This window comes from Jiella avicenniae (genome assembly GCF_021390325.1).
Lineage (GTDB): Bacteria > Pseudomonadota > Alphaproteobacteria > Rhizobiales > Rhizobiaceae > Jiella > Jiella avicenniae.
In genome coordinates this window covers 140,958-155,806 of sequence record NZ_JAJUWU010000008.1, presented here as the reverse complement: position 1 = coordinate 155,806, position 14,849 = coordinate 140,958, and the positions used below count along the sequence as shown (strand labels likewise).

Below are 14,849 nucleotides of genomic sequence, written 5' to 3'. Positions count from 1 at the left end.
TGCCGACACAATACCGTCGAACGATACCAAAAGTTGATCCCACCATGCATGACCGAAAAGCCTCCCGCCGTTCCGACGTCCTGCCGTTCCGCGCGATGGACGTGCTTGCCGAGGCGAACGTCCTTCTGGCCCGCGGCGAGCCGGTGATCTCGCTCGCCGTCGGCCAGCCCGAGGCGCCGACGCCGAAGGCGGCGATCGAAGCGGCCAGGGACCATCTGGCGCGCGGACGGATCGCCTATACCGATGCGCCGGGCCTGCCGGCCCTGCGCGAGCGGATCGCCCGCCATTACCGCGAGGCCCACGACGTCGCGGTGGAGCCGTCGCGGGTGGTCGTCACCACGGGCTCGTCCGCGGGCTTCAATCTCGCCTTCCTCGCCGCCTTCGATCCCGGCGCCCGGATCGCGCTGGCTTCGCCCGGCTATCCCGCCTATCGCAACATTCTGCGCGTTCTCGGCCTCGAACCGGTCGAGATTCCCGTCGACGTGTCGACCGGCTACCTCTTGACGGCCGATCACCTCGCCGAAGCCCATCGCGAGGCGCCGATCGACGGCGTCCTCGTCGCCAGCCCGGCGAACCCGACCGGCACGGTGACGCCGCCGCAGGAACTGAAGCGCCTGATCGACTTCGCCGACGAGGCCGGCATCCGCTTCATCTCCGACGAGATCTACCACCGGCTCGCCTATTCGGGCGGCGAGGCGACGGCGCTCGCCTTCTCGCAGACACCGTTCGTGGTGAACTCGTTCTCGAAATACTACTGCATGACCGGCTGGCGGATCGGCTGGATCGTCCTGCCGCCGGAGATGGTGCGCGTCGCCGAGCGGATCGCCCAGAGCCTCTACATTTCGGCGCCGGAACTCTCCCAGGTGGCGGCGACGGCGGTGTTCGATGCGACCGAAGAACTCGACCGGGTCCGCGAGGTCTATGTCCAAAACCGCGACCTGCTGATGCGCGAACTGCCGGCGCTGGGTTTTCGCGACATCGCGCCGATCGACGGGGCGTTCTACGCCTATGCCGGCATCCCCGAAGGCGAGGCGAACGCCTCGGACTTCTGCCGCAGGCTTCTGGCCGATTCCCACGTCGCGATGACGCCCGGCATCGACTTCGACCTCACCCGCGGCGAACGCTTCGTGCGGATCTCATACGCCTGCGGCCATGCCGCGCTGGAGGAGGCGGTCGGGCGGTTGAAGGTGGCGCTTCCTTCGCGATGAGGGATCGAGCCGGAGCCGCCCCGGGAAAGTGCCGCCGTCCGAGGGCGACCGCAGACCCGTTGCTTGACAGGGTCCGGGCACTACCATACCAGCCCTTCGCCAACGACGCCGCATGACGGGAGGACGATCGTGGCACTTCTGGACGACGACAGGCTGTTTCCCGCCGACGCGGCCGGGCGCAGGATCGCCCGCGCCCTTTACGACGCCGTCAAGGCGCTGCCCATCGTCTCGCCGCACGGCCATACGGAGCCGCGCTGGTTTGCCGAAAACCTGCCGTTTGCGGACCCGGCGCAGCTCATCGTCGTGCCGGACCACTACATCTTCCGCATGCTGGTCTCCCAGGGCGTCGGCCTGGCCGAACTCGGCGTTCCCTCGGCCGACGAAACGCCGGTCGAGACCGACGGGCGGACGATCTGGCGGCGCTTTGCCGAGCATTATCACCTCTTTCGGGGAACGCCGACACGGCTCTGGCTGGACGACACGTTCCAGAACCTCTTCGGCCTCGACGTGCGGCTTTCGGCGAAGACCGCGGACCACTATTATGACCACATTGCCGAGAGGCTCACCCGGGACGATTTTCGCCCGCGGGCGCTCTACGAGCGGTTCGACGTCGAAGTTCTCGCGACCACCGAGAGCGCCCTCGACGATCTCGCCCATCACCGGGCGATCCGCGAGAGCGGCTGGCAGGGCAAGGTGATCACCACCTATCGACCCGACGCGGTGACCGATCCCGACGTCGCCGGCTTTGCCGAAAACCTGAAGACCTTCGGCGCCGTCACCGAGTGCGATACAGGCAGCTTCGCCGGTTACCTGGACGCCCATCGCCGGCGCCGCGCCTTCTTCCGCGATCACGGGGCGACGGCCACCGATCACGGCCATCCGACCGCGCGCACGGCAAACCTTTCCGGCGATGCGGCCGCTGCGCTCTACGAGCGGGTCAAGGACGGAAGCGGCACGGCGGAAGAGCGCGAACTCTTCCGCGCCCAGATGCTCACCGAGATGGCGAAGCTTTCGGTCGAGGACGGCATGGTGATGCAGATCCACGTCGGCTCCTGGCGCAGCCATTCCGACCGGATCTTCCGGAGCTTCGGCCGCGACCGGGGCTTCGACATTCCGCAGCCGACGAACTACGTCGCCGGGCTGAAGCCGCTGCTCGACGTCTGCGGGCTGGACAAGGACTTCACGCTCATCGTCTTCACCCTCGACGAGACGGTCTATTCCCGCGAACTCGCGCCGCTCGCCGGCGTCTATCCGTGCCTGCGGCTCGGGCCGCCCTGGTGGTTCTTCGATGCGCCCGAGGGGATGATGCGGTTCCGCCAGGCGGTCACCGAGACGGCGGGGTTCTACAACACCGCCGGCTTCAACGACGACACCCGCGCCTTCTGCTCGATCCCGGCCCGCCACGACGTCGCGCGGCGGGTGGACTGCGCCTATCTCGCCGGCCTCGTCACCAGCGGCCGGCTCGACGAAGACGAAGCCTTCGAGGTCGCCCACGACCTGACCTACCGCCTCGCCAAAGACGCCTACCGGCTCTGACCGGCGGGTCGTCCATCCCGCAACGATCGAGGAGCGCTCCGGCATGACTTCCCAAAGACGCCTGTCCCTCGAGGCTCTCAAGACCCTGCCGGCGGCCGTGCAGCGACCGGCCTACGATCCGGCCGGCACCACGGCGGGCATCGTTCATCTCGGCGTCGGCGCGTTTCACCGGGCGCATCAGGCGGTCGTGCTCGACGACATCCTCGCGGCCGATCCGCAATGGGCGATCGTCGGCGCCTCGCTGCGCCGCCCGGACATGCGCGACGCGCTGGCGGCTCAGGACAATCTCTACACCGTAGCGGAACGCTCGGGCGAGGGGACGCGGCTGCGGGTCGTCGGCTCGATCAAGTCCATTCTCGTCGCTCCGGAAGACCCGGAGGCGCTGCTCGCCGCGATGGTCGATCCGAAGGTCAGGATCGTCTCGCTGACGGTGACCGAAAAGGGCTATTGCCACGATCCGGCGACCGGCGACCTCAATCCGCGCCACCCCGACGTCGTCTCCGACCTCGAAAACCCCCATGCGCCGACCTCGGCGCCGGGGCTGCTGGTCGAGGCATTGCGCCGGCGCAAGGCGGCGAACGTCGTGCCGTTCACCGTGATGCCCTGCGACAACCTTCCCGCCAACGGCCCGACGGTCCACCGGATCATGGCGCAATATGCGGCGCTGATCGATCCGGATCTCGCCCGCTTCGTCGAAAACGACGTCGCCGTCGCCGGCACGATGGTCGACCGGATCGTGCCGGCCACCACAGAAGCGGACATCGCCGAGATCGACGCCGCCCTCGGCCTTTCCGATGCCTGGCCCGTGGTCACCGAGCCGTTCATCCAATGGGTCGTCGAGGACCGGTTTCCGACCGGGCGACCGGATTTTTCGGCGGCCGGCGCCGAGATGGTGTCGGACGTCGAGCCCTATGAGCGGATGAAGCTCAGAATGCTGAACGGCTCCCATTCGACGCTTGCCTATCTCGGCTATCTCGCCGGCTACCCGACGGTATCCGAAACCATGGCGGACCCGGCCTTCGAGCGGCTGGTGCGCCAGCTGATGACCGAGGAGGTGATGCCGACTCTCGAAATGCCCGGCACCGACCTTGCCGCCTATCGCGACGCGCTGATCGCAAGGTTCCACAATCCGGCGCTGAAGCACAGGACCTGGCAGATCGCCATGGACGGCTCGCAGAAGCTGCCGCAGCGCTTTCTCGGAACCGTGCGCGATCGTCTGGCGGCGGGCCAGCCGATCGACCGGCTGGCGCTCGGGGTCGCCGGATGGATGCGCTACGTCACCGGCACCGACGAGAGCGGCGCGGCGATCGACGTCCGGGACCCGCTGGCGGCCCGGCTGAAGGCGCTCGGCGATGAGGCCGGCGGCGACCCGGAGCGGCTCGCGACCGCCTATCTCGGTGTCGAAGACGTGTTCGGCCGCGATCTGCGGGAAGATCCCGCCTTCGTCCGGCCCGTGACCCGGGCGCTCGCCGGACTGTTCGAAAACGGCGCCGCGGCGACCGTCCTCACCCATGCCCACTGAATGGCGCCGAGGCTCGCCGGCGGCGATGAAATCCGCTATGGCCTCGCCACCTTCGTTTCCAGGAAATCCACCCGTGAGCAGTCTCGACATTCGCAGGGCAACCGAGGCCGACCTGCCGGCGATCGTGGGGCTCCTCGCCGACGACTATCGCGGCCGCGAACGGGAGGATCCGAGACTGCCGCTCGATCCGGCCTATCGCGAAGCCTTCGCGGCGATCGCCTCCGACGAGGGCCAGTTCCTGGCCGTCGCCCTTCTCGGTGATGAGACCGTTGGGACGCTGCAACTGTCGTTCCTGCCGGGTCTCAGTCACAAGGGCGCCTGGCGCGGCCAGATCGAGGCCGTACGCATCGCCTCGCATCTCAGGGGAAAGGGGCTCGGCGCCGAGATGATCGCCTGGGCCGTCGACGCCTGCCGCGCGCGCGGCTGCCAAATGGTACAGCTCACCTCGGACGCCACCCGGCTCGACACCCACCGCTTCTACGAAAGGCTCGGCTTCATCCAGAGCCATCTCGGCTTCAAGCTGACGCTCTGACGCTCCGGCGGCGGGTGTCCGGGATGCCGATCAGCCCGGCACGGTCATCGCCTCGATGAAGCGCGGCGTCTGCTTGGCCTCGAAATCGGCCTCGCGCACCAGCCCGTCGAAATGCCGGGTCAGCTCCAGCACCTGCCGACGCTCGGAAAACACCAGATAGAAGCGCCCCACATAGACGCTCGCCTGCAAGGGACCGAAGATCGTCACCGGGGCGGAGAACACCTTCTTGCGGTCGAAGAGATACAGGCGAAGCGAGGGATAGAGCTCGTCGGTGAGGGCGGCGAGGCGCTCGAGCTGGGCCCGCCGTTCCGCCGCGGCGAGGCCGCGCCAGTAACCCTCGCCGGCGGCGAAGCCCTCCAGCGTGTCGAGCGGCATGGCGATCTCGTAGTCGGTGTCGGGCGCCCGCAGATAGGCCAGGCGGTCGCGCATGTCGGCGATCGCCTGGTCGGAGGTGCGGCCGGCGAAATCGCCGTATTCGAACCGCAGCACCGCCTCGGACTTCAGCATGTCGGGCAGGGTCGCCGGCACGTGGCGGATCTTGTAGCCGCGAGCCTCCTCGTGCCAGCGGAAGATCCGCTCGTCGGAGGGGGCCCGCGCGGCCTCCTCCATGCGGATCGCGGCCTGCAGAACGTCGGCGCCGCGTTCGCGCCGGTCCGTCAGGCCGAGCAGCCAGTCGCTGGAGACGGCGAGGGCACTGGCGCATTCGGCGGCGAATTGCGCGTTGGGAAGACGCCCGTCCTCGGCCGACAGCGCCAGCGACACCGTCGAGCGGTCGGCGCCGGTCTGGCGGGCGAGCGCGCTCTTGGTAACGCCGGCCGCCTGCATCGCGCCGGCGAGACGGTCTCGAAAGAGGCGGGAGCGTTCGCGCTTGTCCATGGCATGACGTGATAATGGTCAACCGATTCGTCGAATATCGCCGATCGTGACGTCACTCAGCAAGCCCGGCGATATGCCGAGCCAGCGCAACCGCGGGATGGCGTCCTTCGGCCGCAGCGGCGACCAGGCAGCATGGCGGGCGCGACGGTCGTCGGCCCTGGAGCGGTCCCCGCGTTGCCGCCGGCCATTCGGTGCCGACGCCAAGGGGAGGAGGGGCCGGACGAGGCCCTTCGGACGGGCGAGGCGTCCATGCCGCAGATGCGGTCGAGCGTCTCGCATGGAGGGGACGGCAAGGGACATGACAGCGCAGGTCTTCGCGCCAGTGAGTTCCTCGCCGCGGCCCGCCCTTCGGAACAAGGCGAGGGGAGATCTTCGAAAACGTCTTCCGCCATTAAGTCTATTTTGGGCTCTGCCGTGTTCGGATGGCCAAAGTTTCCACCGTGCGCTCGCGATTGTCTCAGGTCCTTGCGTCAATCAACCCGGAGAAGGGACGAAGGACATGGAATCCAAGAAGCGAAGCCTCGCCAAGGCGGTCTCCTGGCAGCTCGTCGGTCTGGTCTCGATGGCGATCCTGGGAGACGTGTTCACCGGATCGTTCTTTGCCGGCGGCGAACTGGCGCTGACCTCCTGCGCCTTCGGTTTCGTCGCCTACATCCTGCACGAGCGCGTCTGGGCCGGGGTGCGCTGGGGTCTCGAAAAGGCAGCCGCCGCGGGCGGCCCGCGCCTTTCCGCGGATGCGGGACAGAGCTGAGGGGAACGCGGCGGCCAGAGGCTCGGCATCAGGCAAGTCGACGAGCGCATCCGGGCGTCCGCCCTTTGCGCTGCGACTCCGAACGGAGACCTCTTCAGATCAGCCCCACCCCGTCCGATACGAGATCGTCACCCATGTCTCAGGAACGATATGCTTCCGATGTCTCCGGGCAGGATAGGTGAGCGACCTGAGACATAGGATCCTTGTGGCGGATGGGGTGGGATTCGAACCCACGGTACGGTCTCCCGCACGCCGGTTTTCAAGACCGGTTCCTTAAACCGCTCGGACACCCATCCGGTGAGCCTGTCGTAACCGCGTCAGTGGCGGATAGGCAAGACGGTCGGGCTCGGAACCGGCCGGTTTTCGGGGAAGGGCGTTTGTAACAAATCGTGATGCACGCCCCGGACAAGGTTTGGCAACCGCCGAATTGTGGCAGAAATGCGGATTTTGCCGCATTTGCGCCACCTTTTCCCGCGGATCTCGCGGTTCCGGCACCGCGCGTCGTCCGTTCAACCGAAAAAATCATCACCGAAAATCAGGCTTTTGCCGTCCCAGCGCCGAATTCCGTGGGAAAGTGGCGGATCATGGCGGCCGAAATCGCATCGTCACCGGGACGCAACAGTCAAGCCTCGCGGCGCGCTCAACGCGCTCGAAACGTTGACGATCATAGGATTGCCTGACCGAAGGCTTTTGTTACATCCTCGTTTCAAAGCCGTGATCGGGCCGCAAGCGGGCGTGGGGACGCCACCTTTCGGTCACGGGAACGGCAAAACCAAGAACGAAAAATGGCGGGGGTGTCATGCAGGAGAGTGGGGGCGTCGGCCGGCGAGCGGCCGGCCTGACGATCATCGGCCTGGCGGGGTCGCTGGCGCTGTCGGGATGTCAGGGCGCAGGGTCGGAGGCCGGTTCGCCGCTGGAACAACTGGCCGAACTGTCGACCTCGGTGAAGTTCGCCAGCAAGACCTACGGCGTGCCGGCGAGCCCGCGCGTCACCGCGATGAAGCGGGTGCCCAAGGGCGGCGGCCGCGCCCAGGTGGGCAAGCCCTACAAGGTCCGCGGCAAGTGGTATTATCCGAAGGACCAGCCCGGCTACGTCAAGACCGGCAAGGCCTCCTGGTACGGGCCGAACTTCCACGGCCGGCTCACCGCCAACGGCGAGATCTACGACATGCACCACCTTTCGGCGGCGCATAAGACCTTTCCGCTGCCGTCCTATGCGATGGTCACCAATCTTCAGAACGGCAACAAGGTGATGGTGCGGATCAACGACCGCGGGCCCTTCGCCCACGGCCGCGAGATCGACGTGTCGGCCGAGACGGCCGAACTCCTCGGCTTCAAGTCGATGGGCACCGCCGACGTGAAGGTCGAATATGTCGGCCGGGCGCCGGTCGACGGCGACGACACCAAGATGCTGATGGCGAGCTTCCAGCCGGGCGACGCCGGCAGGTCCACGCCCCGGACGCCGGACAGCCTGATGATGGCCGCGGCGCAGACGCGCGGCGCGACCGAACGACTGGCCGTCGCGAACGCCTATGGCGAGGAACTGCCGGGCGTACAAGTGCCGGGCGCGCCGGTTCCGCAGGGCCGGCCGACGAAGGCCGGCGAGAGCTTCGCCGCCTCGCTGTTCCGCAATTCCTTTGCCGAAGAGCGCCGGCGCAACGGTGCCGCCGGTGCGCTGCAGAAGTTCGCCGCGTTCCCGAAGCCGGCGACCTCCATGGCGGACGAAGGCCGGCAAGCCGAGACGATCGCGCTCGGCCTGATCGACGATGCGCTGCTGGCGCGGGTCGGAGCCGTCGCGACGGGCGAGGGGAGGCTGGCCGTCGAGGGCGATGCCGATACCCGGACGGCGAAGATCGTGGTCGCGGCGGGCGTCGACACCGACGCGCTGTTGCAGCGGCTCTGGCAGGTCGGGGCGAGGGACGCCTTCGTCGTTCACGACTGACGTCGTTCGCCGAGCGCCGAGGATGGCACGGTTGCGACAATTCTTCTCGATCGCGTGAAGGACGCCGGCCGGCGCTTGCGCGTCGCGCTCGCCCGGCGATAACTGGGGCGATGACGAACGCAACTGCCTTCCGCCGCCCCGGCGCGCCCGTCCGGCGACGTCGGGGCCACAGCTTCCACGAATTCGCCGCGGCCCTGGCTGCGGCGGGCCTTCTGGCGCTCGCGTCTTCTGCCGCGCTGGCACAGGATGCCGCCAAGCCGGCGATCGAGACGAAGGCGAAGGAGGCGCTGCTGGTCGACGGCGAGACCGGCACGATCCTTCTCCGCAAGCAGCCGGATGCGCCGTTTCCGCCGGCCTCGCTCGCCAAGATGATGACCATGGAGGTGGTGTTCGAGGCGATCGCCTCCGGCGAACTCTCCCTCGACACGGAATATCCGATCAGCGTCCATGCCTGGCGCACCGGCGGCGCGCCCTCCGGAACCTCGACCATGTTCGCCGACGTGAAGTCGAGCGTGTCGGTCGAAAACCTCGTCCACGGCGCCATCATCCAGTCGGCCAACGATGCCTGCATCGCTCTTGCCGAGGGGATGGCGGGCTCGGAGGAGGCATTTGCGGAGCTGATGAACCGGCGGGCGGCCGAACTCGGGCTGACGGGCTCGCATTTCGTCAATCCGACCGGCCTTCCGGCCGAAGGCCAGCACGTCACGGCGAGCGATCTCGTCGCGCTGGCGAGGCACATTCGCACCGCCCATCCGGAACTTTACCGGATCTATGCCCAGCCGGACTTCACCTGGAACAAGATCTTTCAGAGAAACCGCAATCCGCTCCTGACGATGGATGTCGGCGCCGACGGCATGGAGACCGGCTATACCGAGGCCTCCGGCTACGCGCTCGTCGGCGTGACGAACCGCGACGACCGGGTCAGCTATCTCGCCATGAGCGGCCTTTCCTCGTCGAAGGAGCGCACGGAAGAGGCGCGGCGCCTGCTCGATTGGGCCGACCAGTCCTTTGCAATCCGCCGGCTTTATCGTAAGGGCGCGGTGGTGGGTTCTGCGAATGTCTTCGGAGGCACGGCGGGGGCCGTTCCGCTCGCCGCTCCCGGCGACATCGCGGCGCTTTTGCCGCGGCAGGAGGGCGAACGCCTCTCGGCGCGGATCCGGTATGATGGTCCGCTCGCCGCTCCTGTCGAGAAGGGGGCCGAGGTCGCCCGTCTCGACATCCTGGTCGATGGCGAGGCAGTGTTGAGCACGCCGCTGGTCGCCGGGCGGGCCGTCGAGAGCGGCAGCTTTTCGGACCGGGCGATGGGGGCGGCCGGCGAGCTCGCCCTCGGGTGGCTGCGGCGGTTTTGAGGAAAGGGCATTGGACGGGCGTGGGCGGATATCTGGTGACATTCGAGGGCGGCGAGGGCAGCGGCAAGTCCACGCAGATCGCTCGCCTCGCGGCGCATCTGAGAGCCCTCGGCCACGAGGTGGTGATCACCCGTGAGCCCGGCGGCTCGCCCGGCGCCGAAGCCGTCCGTCACATCATCCTGTCCGGCATGGCGGAAGAACTCGGCCCCGACTGGGAAGCGGTGCTGTTCGCCGCGGCGAGGGCCGATCACGTCGGCGAACTGATCCGGCCGGCGCTCGATCGCGGCGACGTCGTTTTGTGCGACCGGTTCCACGATTCCACCCGCGTCTACCAGTTCGCCGGGCGCGACCGGGACACGCGGCTGATGGAACGGCTGGAGCGGGCGGCACTCGCCGGCACCTATCCGGACCTCACGATCGTCCTCGACGTTCCGGCCGAGATCGGCGGCGACAGGGCCAGAAAGCGCCGCGGCACGGCGAATGCCGATCGCTTCGAAAAGGACGACGCGACCATCCAGGAGGAGCGGCGCCGGGCGTTCCTGAAGATCGCCGCCGAGGAGCCCGACCGTTGCGTCGTCGTCGACGGCAATCGGCCGGTCGAAGCCGTGGCCGCCGAGATCGCGACCATCGTCGACGACCGGCTGGAGGCCAAGCGCTTCGAGGCGATCGACCGCTCGCTGAAGATCGGCCAGAGCCGGTGAACCGGCCGGTATGAGTGTTTCGGCGATCGACGCATATGCGACCCATGACGCACTCGAGGGTGTCCCGCAGCCCTTCGTCACGCCGGAACTCTTCGGCCATCGCGAGGTCTTCGCCGAGATGGTCGAGGCGGCGCGGTCGGGCCGGATGCACCATGCCTGGCTCTTGCAGGGGCCGGCCGGCATCGGCAAGGCCACGGCTGCCTTCGCGATGTCCCGGCTGCTCGGGGGGGCGGCGACGCGCGAGGATGGCGACGCCACCATCGCCTTTCGCACCGACGATCCCGTCTTCCGCCAGATCGCCGTCGGTTCGCTGCCGGGGCTCATCCACATCACCCGGCCCGCGGTTGAGCGCGGCACCGGCTTCAGGACGCAGATCACCGTCGAGGAGGTACGCCGGCTCGGCCGCTTCTTCCATGCCACGGCCTCCCGCGAAGGCTGGCGCATCGCCATCGTCGACCCGGCCGACGACCTCAACCGCAGCGCCGCCAACGCGCTGTTGAAGCTGCTCGAGGAGCCGCCGGCGCGCTCGCTGTTCCTCCTCGTCAACCACACGCCCGGCAGGCTGCTTCCGACGATCCGCTCGCGCTGCCGGCTGGCGCGGTTTCAGCCGCTCGACGCGGGCGACATGCGGCGGGCGTTGACGGCCTTCGGCCACGGCCCGGATGCCGACGAGGCCGCCACGATCGTGTCGGCTGCCGAAGGCAGCGTGCGCCACGCCTTGATGCTCGCGACCCACGGCGGCGTCGAGATCGGCCAGACGCTGGAGCGCCTGCTCGCCTCCCCCGACGCCGACGTCAACGCCATCATGGCGCTGATCGACCAACTGACTCTGAAGGGCAGGGAGGCTTCCTACGATCTCTTCCTCGCGGGGCTCCTCGCCTCCATCGCCAGAGAGAGCGAACGGCTCCTCAGGGCGGGCGATCTCGCCGCCGCCGCGGCCCATGCCGAACTCTGGCAGGACGAATCGCGGCGGCTCGGCGAGGCGGCCGCCTTCAACCTCGACCGCAAGCAGATGGCGATGACCACCGTCAGCCGGCTCTTCGCGCTCAAATCGGCGGTTCGCGGGCGTGAGGGGGGCGAGGCAGCCGACGCCTTCGGGGATTGATTGAGCCGCCGGCCCGAATGCACTATCTGCCTCGAAGGCGGAGAGCGATCCGCACGGCGCGGCGAAACGCGAGCCGCGATCTCTTCGACAGCAAATTCAGCGAAAGCGCCATGGCCGAACGCTATTATCTGACCACCGCGATCTCCTATCCGAACGGTCGCCCGCATATCGGCCACGCCTACGAGTTCATCGCGACCGACGCGCTGGCGCGGTTCAAGCGGCTGGACGGTTACGACGTCTTCTTCCTGACGGGCACCGACGAGCACGGCATCAAGATGCTGCAAACCGCCCGCAAGGCCGGCATCGAGCCGCGCGACTTCGCCGAAAAGAATTCGGCCGAATTCCGCGACATGACGGTGGCGCTGGGTGGCTCCAACGACGATTTCATCCGGACCTCCGAGGAACGCCACTACGCCGCCAGCCAGGCGATCTGGAAGCGGATGGCGGACGCCGGCGACATCTACAAGGACAGCTATTCCGGCTGGTATTCCGTGCGCGACGAAGCCTATTACGGCGAGGACGAGATCACCCTGAAGGAAGACGGCCAGCGCTACGGCCCGCAGGGATCGCCGGTCGAGTGGGTCGAGGAAGAGAGCTACTTCTTCAAGCTGTCGAAGTTCCAGGAGCCGTTGCTCGAACTCTACGAGACGAACCCGGATTTCATCGGCCCGGCCGAGCGGCGCAACGAGGTGATGTCTTTCGTCCGCTCCGGGCTGAGAGATCTTTCGGTGTCACGCACGACCTTCGACTGGGGCATTCCTGTCCCCGGCGACGAGAAGCACGTGATGTATGTGTGGGTCGACGCGCTCACCAACTATCTGACGGCGACCGGCTTTCCGGGCGAGGGGGATCGTTCGGACTTCTGGCCGGCGGATCTCCACGTCATCGGCAAGGACATCGTGCGGTTTCACACGGTCTACTGGCCGGCCTTCCTGATGTCGGCCGGGCTGCCGCTGCCGAAGCGCGTCTATGGCCACGGCTTCCTGTTCAATCGCGGGGAGAAGATGTCGAAGTCGGTCGGCAACGTCATCGATCCCTTCGCGCTGGTGGAAACCTACGGGCTCGACCGGCTGCGCTATTTCCTGTTGCGCGAAGTGCCGTTCGGCCAGGACGGCAACTATTCCCACGACGCCATCGTCAACCGGACGAACTCCGAACTCGCCAACGACATCGGCAATCTCGCGCAGCGGTCGCTGTCGATGATTGGCAAGCACTGCAATGGCGAGGTGCCGACGCCCGGTGCGTTCAGCGAAGCCGACGAGGCGATCCTCGCGCAGTCGCATCAGCTCCTCGTCAGTGCCCGCGAGGCCATCGACCGGCAGGAAATCCACCATGTCCTCGCCGGCATCGTGACCCTCGTCTCGGCGACCAACCGCTATTTCGCCGGCGAGGAGCCCTGGGCGTTGAGAAAAACCGATCCCGACCGGATGGCGACGGTGCTCTACGTCACGGCCGAAGTCGTGCGCCGGGCGGCGATCCTCCTGCAGCCCTTCGTTCCGGGAAGCGCGGGCAAGCTCCTCGACATCCTCGGCGTCGCGGCGGACCGGCGGAGCTTCAGCGAACTCGCCCCGGAGCGTAGGCTGAAGCCCGGGACGCCGTTGCCGGCTCCACAGCCGGTGTTTCCGCGTTTCGTCGACAAGCTCGCCGAGGAGGATGGCGCGAAAGGCGAGCCGGCATGAGCCTCTTCCTCGTCGACAGCCACTGCCACCTCGATTTTCCGGATTTCGACGGCGAGCGGGCCGATCTCATCGCCAGAGCCAGGGACAACGGCGTCCAGCGCTTCGTGACGATCTCCACCTTCGTGTCGAAGCTCGACCGGCTGCTGGCGATCACCCGGGAGTTCGACGAGGTCTACGCCTCGGTCGGCACCCATCCGCACAATGCGGCCGCGGAGCCGGACGTCTCGGTGGCGCAGCTCGTGGAACTGTCGGGCCGCGACAAGATCGTCGCGATCGGCGAAGCGGGGCTCGACTATCACTACGACAAGAGCCCGCGCGACGTGCAGGCCGAGGTCTTTCGCACCCACATCGCGGCGGCGCGCGAGACGCAGCTGCCACTGGTGATCCACGCGCGCCAGGCCGACGAGGACGTGATCCGCATTCTGGAGGAGGAAAGCGGGAAGGGCGCCTTCCCGTTCATTCTGCATTGCTTTTCCTCCGGTCGGGCGCTTGCCGAAGCCGGTCTCGCCCTCGGCGGCTACGTGTCCTTTTCCGGAATCCTGACCTTCAAGAACTCCGAGGACATCCGGGCGATCGCCGCCGACGTGCCGATGGAGCGTCTCTTGGTCGAGACCGACGCGCCCTATCTCGCGCCGCCGCCTCATCGCGGCAAACGCAACGAACCGGCCCATACCCGGCTCACCGCGGAGGTTTTGGCCGGGGTGAAGGGCGTCGACCTCGACACCATCGCGCGGCAGACCTCCGACAATTTCTTCCGTCTCTTCGAGCGGATCGAGGATCCGCGGACGGCCGGCTGACCGTCGTTCGCCGCCAGCTTTTCCGAGAATCGCCAGACATGACAGACCGGCTGCGCCTCACCATTCTCGGCTGCTCCTCCTCGCCCGGCGTGCCGCGCATCAATGGCGACTGGGGCGCCTGCGACCCGGCAAACCCGAAGAACCGGCGGCTGCGGGCGGCGGCGCTGGTCGAGCGGATCGGGGCCGAAGGCGTGACGACCGTGGCGATCGACTGCGGCCCGGATTTTCGCGAGCAGATGCTGGCCGCCAAGGTGAAGCATCTCGATGCCGTCCTCCTGACGCATCCCCATGCCGACCACATCCATGGCATCGACGACCTGCGCGGCTTCATGCTGGCCCAGCGCACCCAGATCGCCGTCCATGCCGACGACGCGACATACGAGCGGGTATACGAGGCGTTCCGCTACTGTTTCGAGACGCCGAAGGGCAGCAACTATCCGCCGATCGTCCGCCGCGTTCCGATGTACGACGGCGAGACGTTCCGGATCGCGGGACCCGGCGGCGCGCTGGAGATCCGGCCGTTCCGGCAGGTTCACGGCTCCATCCATTCGCTGGGATTCCGCATCGGCCCGGTGGCCTACTGCACGGACGTCTCGGACTTTCCGGACGCGGCGATCGCAGCCATCGACGGCGCCGAGCACATCGTCATCGACTGCCTGCAATACAAGCGGCATCCGAGCCATCTCAGCGTCGAACAGGCGCTGTCCTGGATCGACCGGCTGGGCGTGCCGCAGGCGACGCTGACCCACATGCATACGCCGCTCGATTACGAGACGCTCTGCCGCGAACTGCCGGCGCATGTGCGGCCGGGCCATGACGGGCTGGTCGTCGAGCTGCCGCTCGCATGAGCG

13 protein-coding genes and 1 tRNA gene are annotated in these 14,849 nt (G+C 67.6%); 12 read left to right on the top strand and 2 right to left on the bottom strand.

The window, feature by feature from the left end; translation table 11 throughout:
* Nucleotides 1-44: 44 nt before the first annotated feature.
* The 4 genes from LZD57_RS09705 (at nucleotide 45) to LZD57_RS09690 (ending at nucleotide 4,798) form a co-directional block, all read left to right on the top strand.
* Nucleotides 45-1,208, top strand: coding sequence for a pyridoxal phosphate-dependent aminotransferase (locus LZD57_RS09705; RefSeq protein ID WP_233719413.1), 1,164 nt, complete (start codon nucleotides 45-47; stop codon nucleotides 1,206-1,208).
* Nucleotides 1,209-1,334: 126 nt separating this feature from the next.
* The gene (gene uxaC / locus LZD57_RS09700) at nucleotides 1,335-2,744 is read left to right on the top strand and encodes a glucuronate isomerase (protein ID WP_233719525.1); all 1,410 of its coding nucleotides are present in this window, start codon (nucleotides 1,335-1,337) and stop codon (nucleotides 2,742-2,744) included.
* A gap of 43 nt (nucleotides 2,745-2,787) precedes the next feature.
* The gene (locus LZD57_RS09695) at nucleotides 2,788-4,266 is read left to right on the top strand and encodes a mannitol dehydrogenase family protein (RefSeq protein WP_233719412.1); all 1,479 of its coding nucleotides are present in this window, start codon (nucleotides 2,788-2,790) and stop codon (nucleotides 4,264-4,266) included.
* Between the two features lie 73 nt (nucleotides 4,267-4,339).
* The gene (locus LZD57_RS09690; RefSeq protein ID WP_233719411.1) at nucleotides 4,340-4,798 is read left to right on the top strand and encodes a GNAT family N-acetyltransferase; all 459 of its coding nucleotides are present in this window, start codon (nucleotides 4,340-4,342) and stop codon (nucleotides 4,796-4,798) included.
* A gap of 30 nt (nucleotides 4,799-4,828) precedes the next feature.
* Here LZD57_RS09690 and LZD57_RS09685 read toward each other — a convergent pair whose 3' ends face one another.
* A complete protein-coding gene (locus LZD57_RS09685) occupies nucleotides 4,829-5,674 on the bottom strand; it encodes a transcriptional regulator (RefSeq protein ID WP_233719410.1) in 846 nt (281 codons plus the stop codon).
* A 499-nt stretch (nucleotides 5,675-6,173) separates the two neighbouring features.
* On the opposite strand from LZD57_RS09685, the gene LZD57_RS09680 reads away from it, so the two are divergent.
* Complete coding sequence (locus tag LZD57_RS09680) at nucleotides 6,174-6,425, top strand: DUF2061 domain-containing protein (protein ID WP_233719409.1); 252 nt, start codon at nucleotides 6,174-6,176, stop codon at nucleotides 6,423-6,425.
* A 206-nt stretch (nucleotides 6,426-6,631) separates the two neighbouring features.
* Here the strand turns inward: LZD57_RS09680 and LZD57_RS09675 are convergent.
* Nucleotides 6,632-6,721, bottom strand: a tRNA-Ser gene (locus tag LZD57_RS09675).
* Between the two features lie 503 nt (nucleotides 6,722-7,224).
* Here LZD57_RS09675 and LZD57_RS24095 point away from each other — a divergent pair.
* The 7 genes from LZD57_RS24095 to LZD57_RS09640 all read left to right on the top strand — a co-directional run bounded on the left by LZD57_RS24095 (nucleotide 7,225) and on the right by LZD57_RS09640 (nucleotide 14,846).
* The gene (locus tag LZD57_RS24095) at nucleotides 7,225-8,367 is read left to right on the top strand and encodes a septal ring lytic transglycosylase RlpA family protein (protein WP_275949682.1); all 1,143 of its coding nucleotides are present in this window, start codon (nucleotides 7,225-7,227) and stop codon (nucleotides 8,365-8,367) included.
* Between the two features lie 110 nt (nucleotides 8,368-8,477).
* Nucleotides 8,478-9,716 carry a D-alanyl-D-alanine carboxypeptidase family protein gene (locus LZD57_RS09665; RefSeq protein ID WP_233719408.1) on the top strand — a complete coding sequence of 413 codons (1,239 nt, stop codon included), beginning with the start codon at nucleotides 8,478-8,480 and terminating at the stop codon, nucleotides 9,714-9,716.
* A gap of 20 nt (nucleotides 9,717-9,736) precedes the next feature.
* Nucleotides 9,737-10,417: a dTMP kinase gene (gene tmk / locus LZD57_RS09660; RefSeq protein WP_233719407.1), complete on the top strand. Its 681-nt coding sequence runs from the start codon at nucleotides 9,737-9,739 to the stop codon at nucleotides 10,415-10,417.
* Between the two features lie 10 nt (nucleotides 10,418-10,427).
* Complete coding sequence (locus tag LZD57_RS09655) at nucleotides 10,428-11,522, top strand: DNA polymerase III subunit delta' (RefSeq protein ID WP_233719406.1); 1,095 nt, start codon at nucleotides 10,428-10,430, stop codon at nucleotides 11,520-11,522.
* Between the two features lie 17 nt (nucleotides 11,523-11,539).
* Nucleotides 11,540-13,201, top strand: a complete 1,662-nt coding sequence (metG, locus tag LZD57_RS09650) for a methionine--tRNA ligase (protein ID WP_255699877.1) — start codon at nucleotides 11,540-11,542, stop codon at nucleotides 13,199-13,201.
* On the top strand, nucleotides 13,198-13,998 hold the full coding sequence (locus tag LZD57_RS09645) for a TatD family hydrolase (protein ID WP_233719404.1): 801 nt from the start codon (nucleotides 13,198-13,200) through the stop codon (nucleotides 13,996-13,998). Before metG ends, LZD57_RS09645 begins: the two co-directional genes overlap by 4 nt.
* A 38-nt stretch (nucleotides 13,999-14,036) precedes the next feature.
* Complete coding sequence (locus LZD57_RS09640) at nucleotides 14,037-14,846, top strand: MBL fold metallo-hydrolase (RefSeq protein ID WP_233719403.1); 810 nt, start codon at nucleotides 14,037-14,039, stop codon at nucleotides 14,844-14,846.
* Nucleotides 14,847-14,849 lie beyond the last annotated feature (3 nt).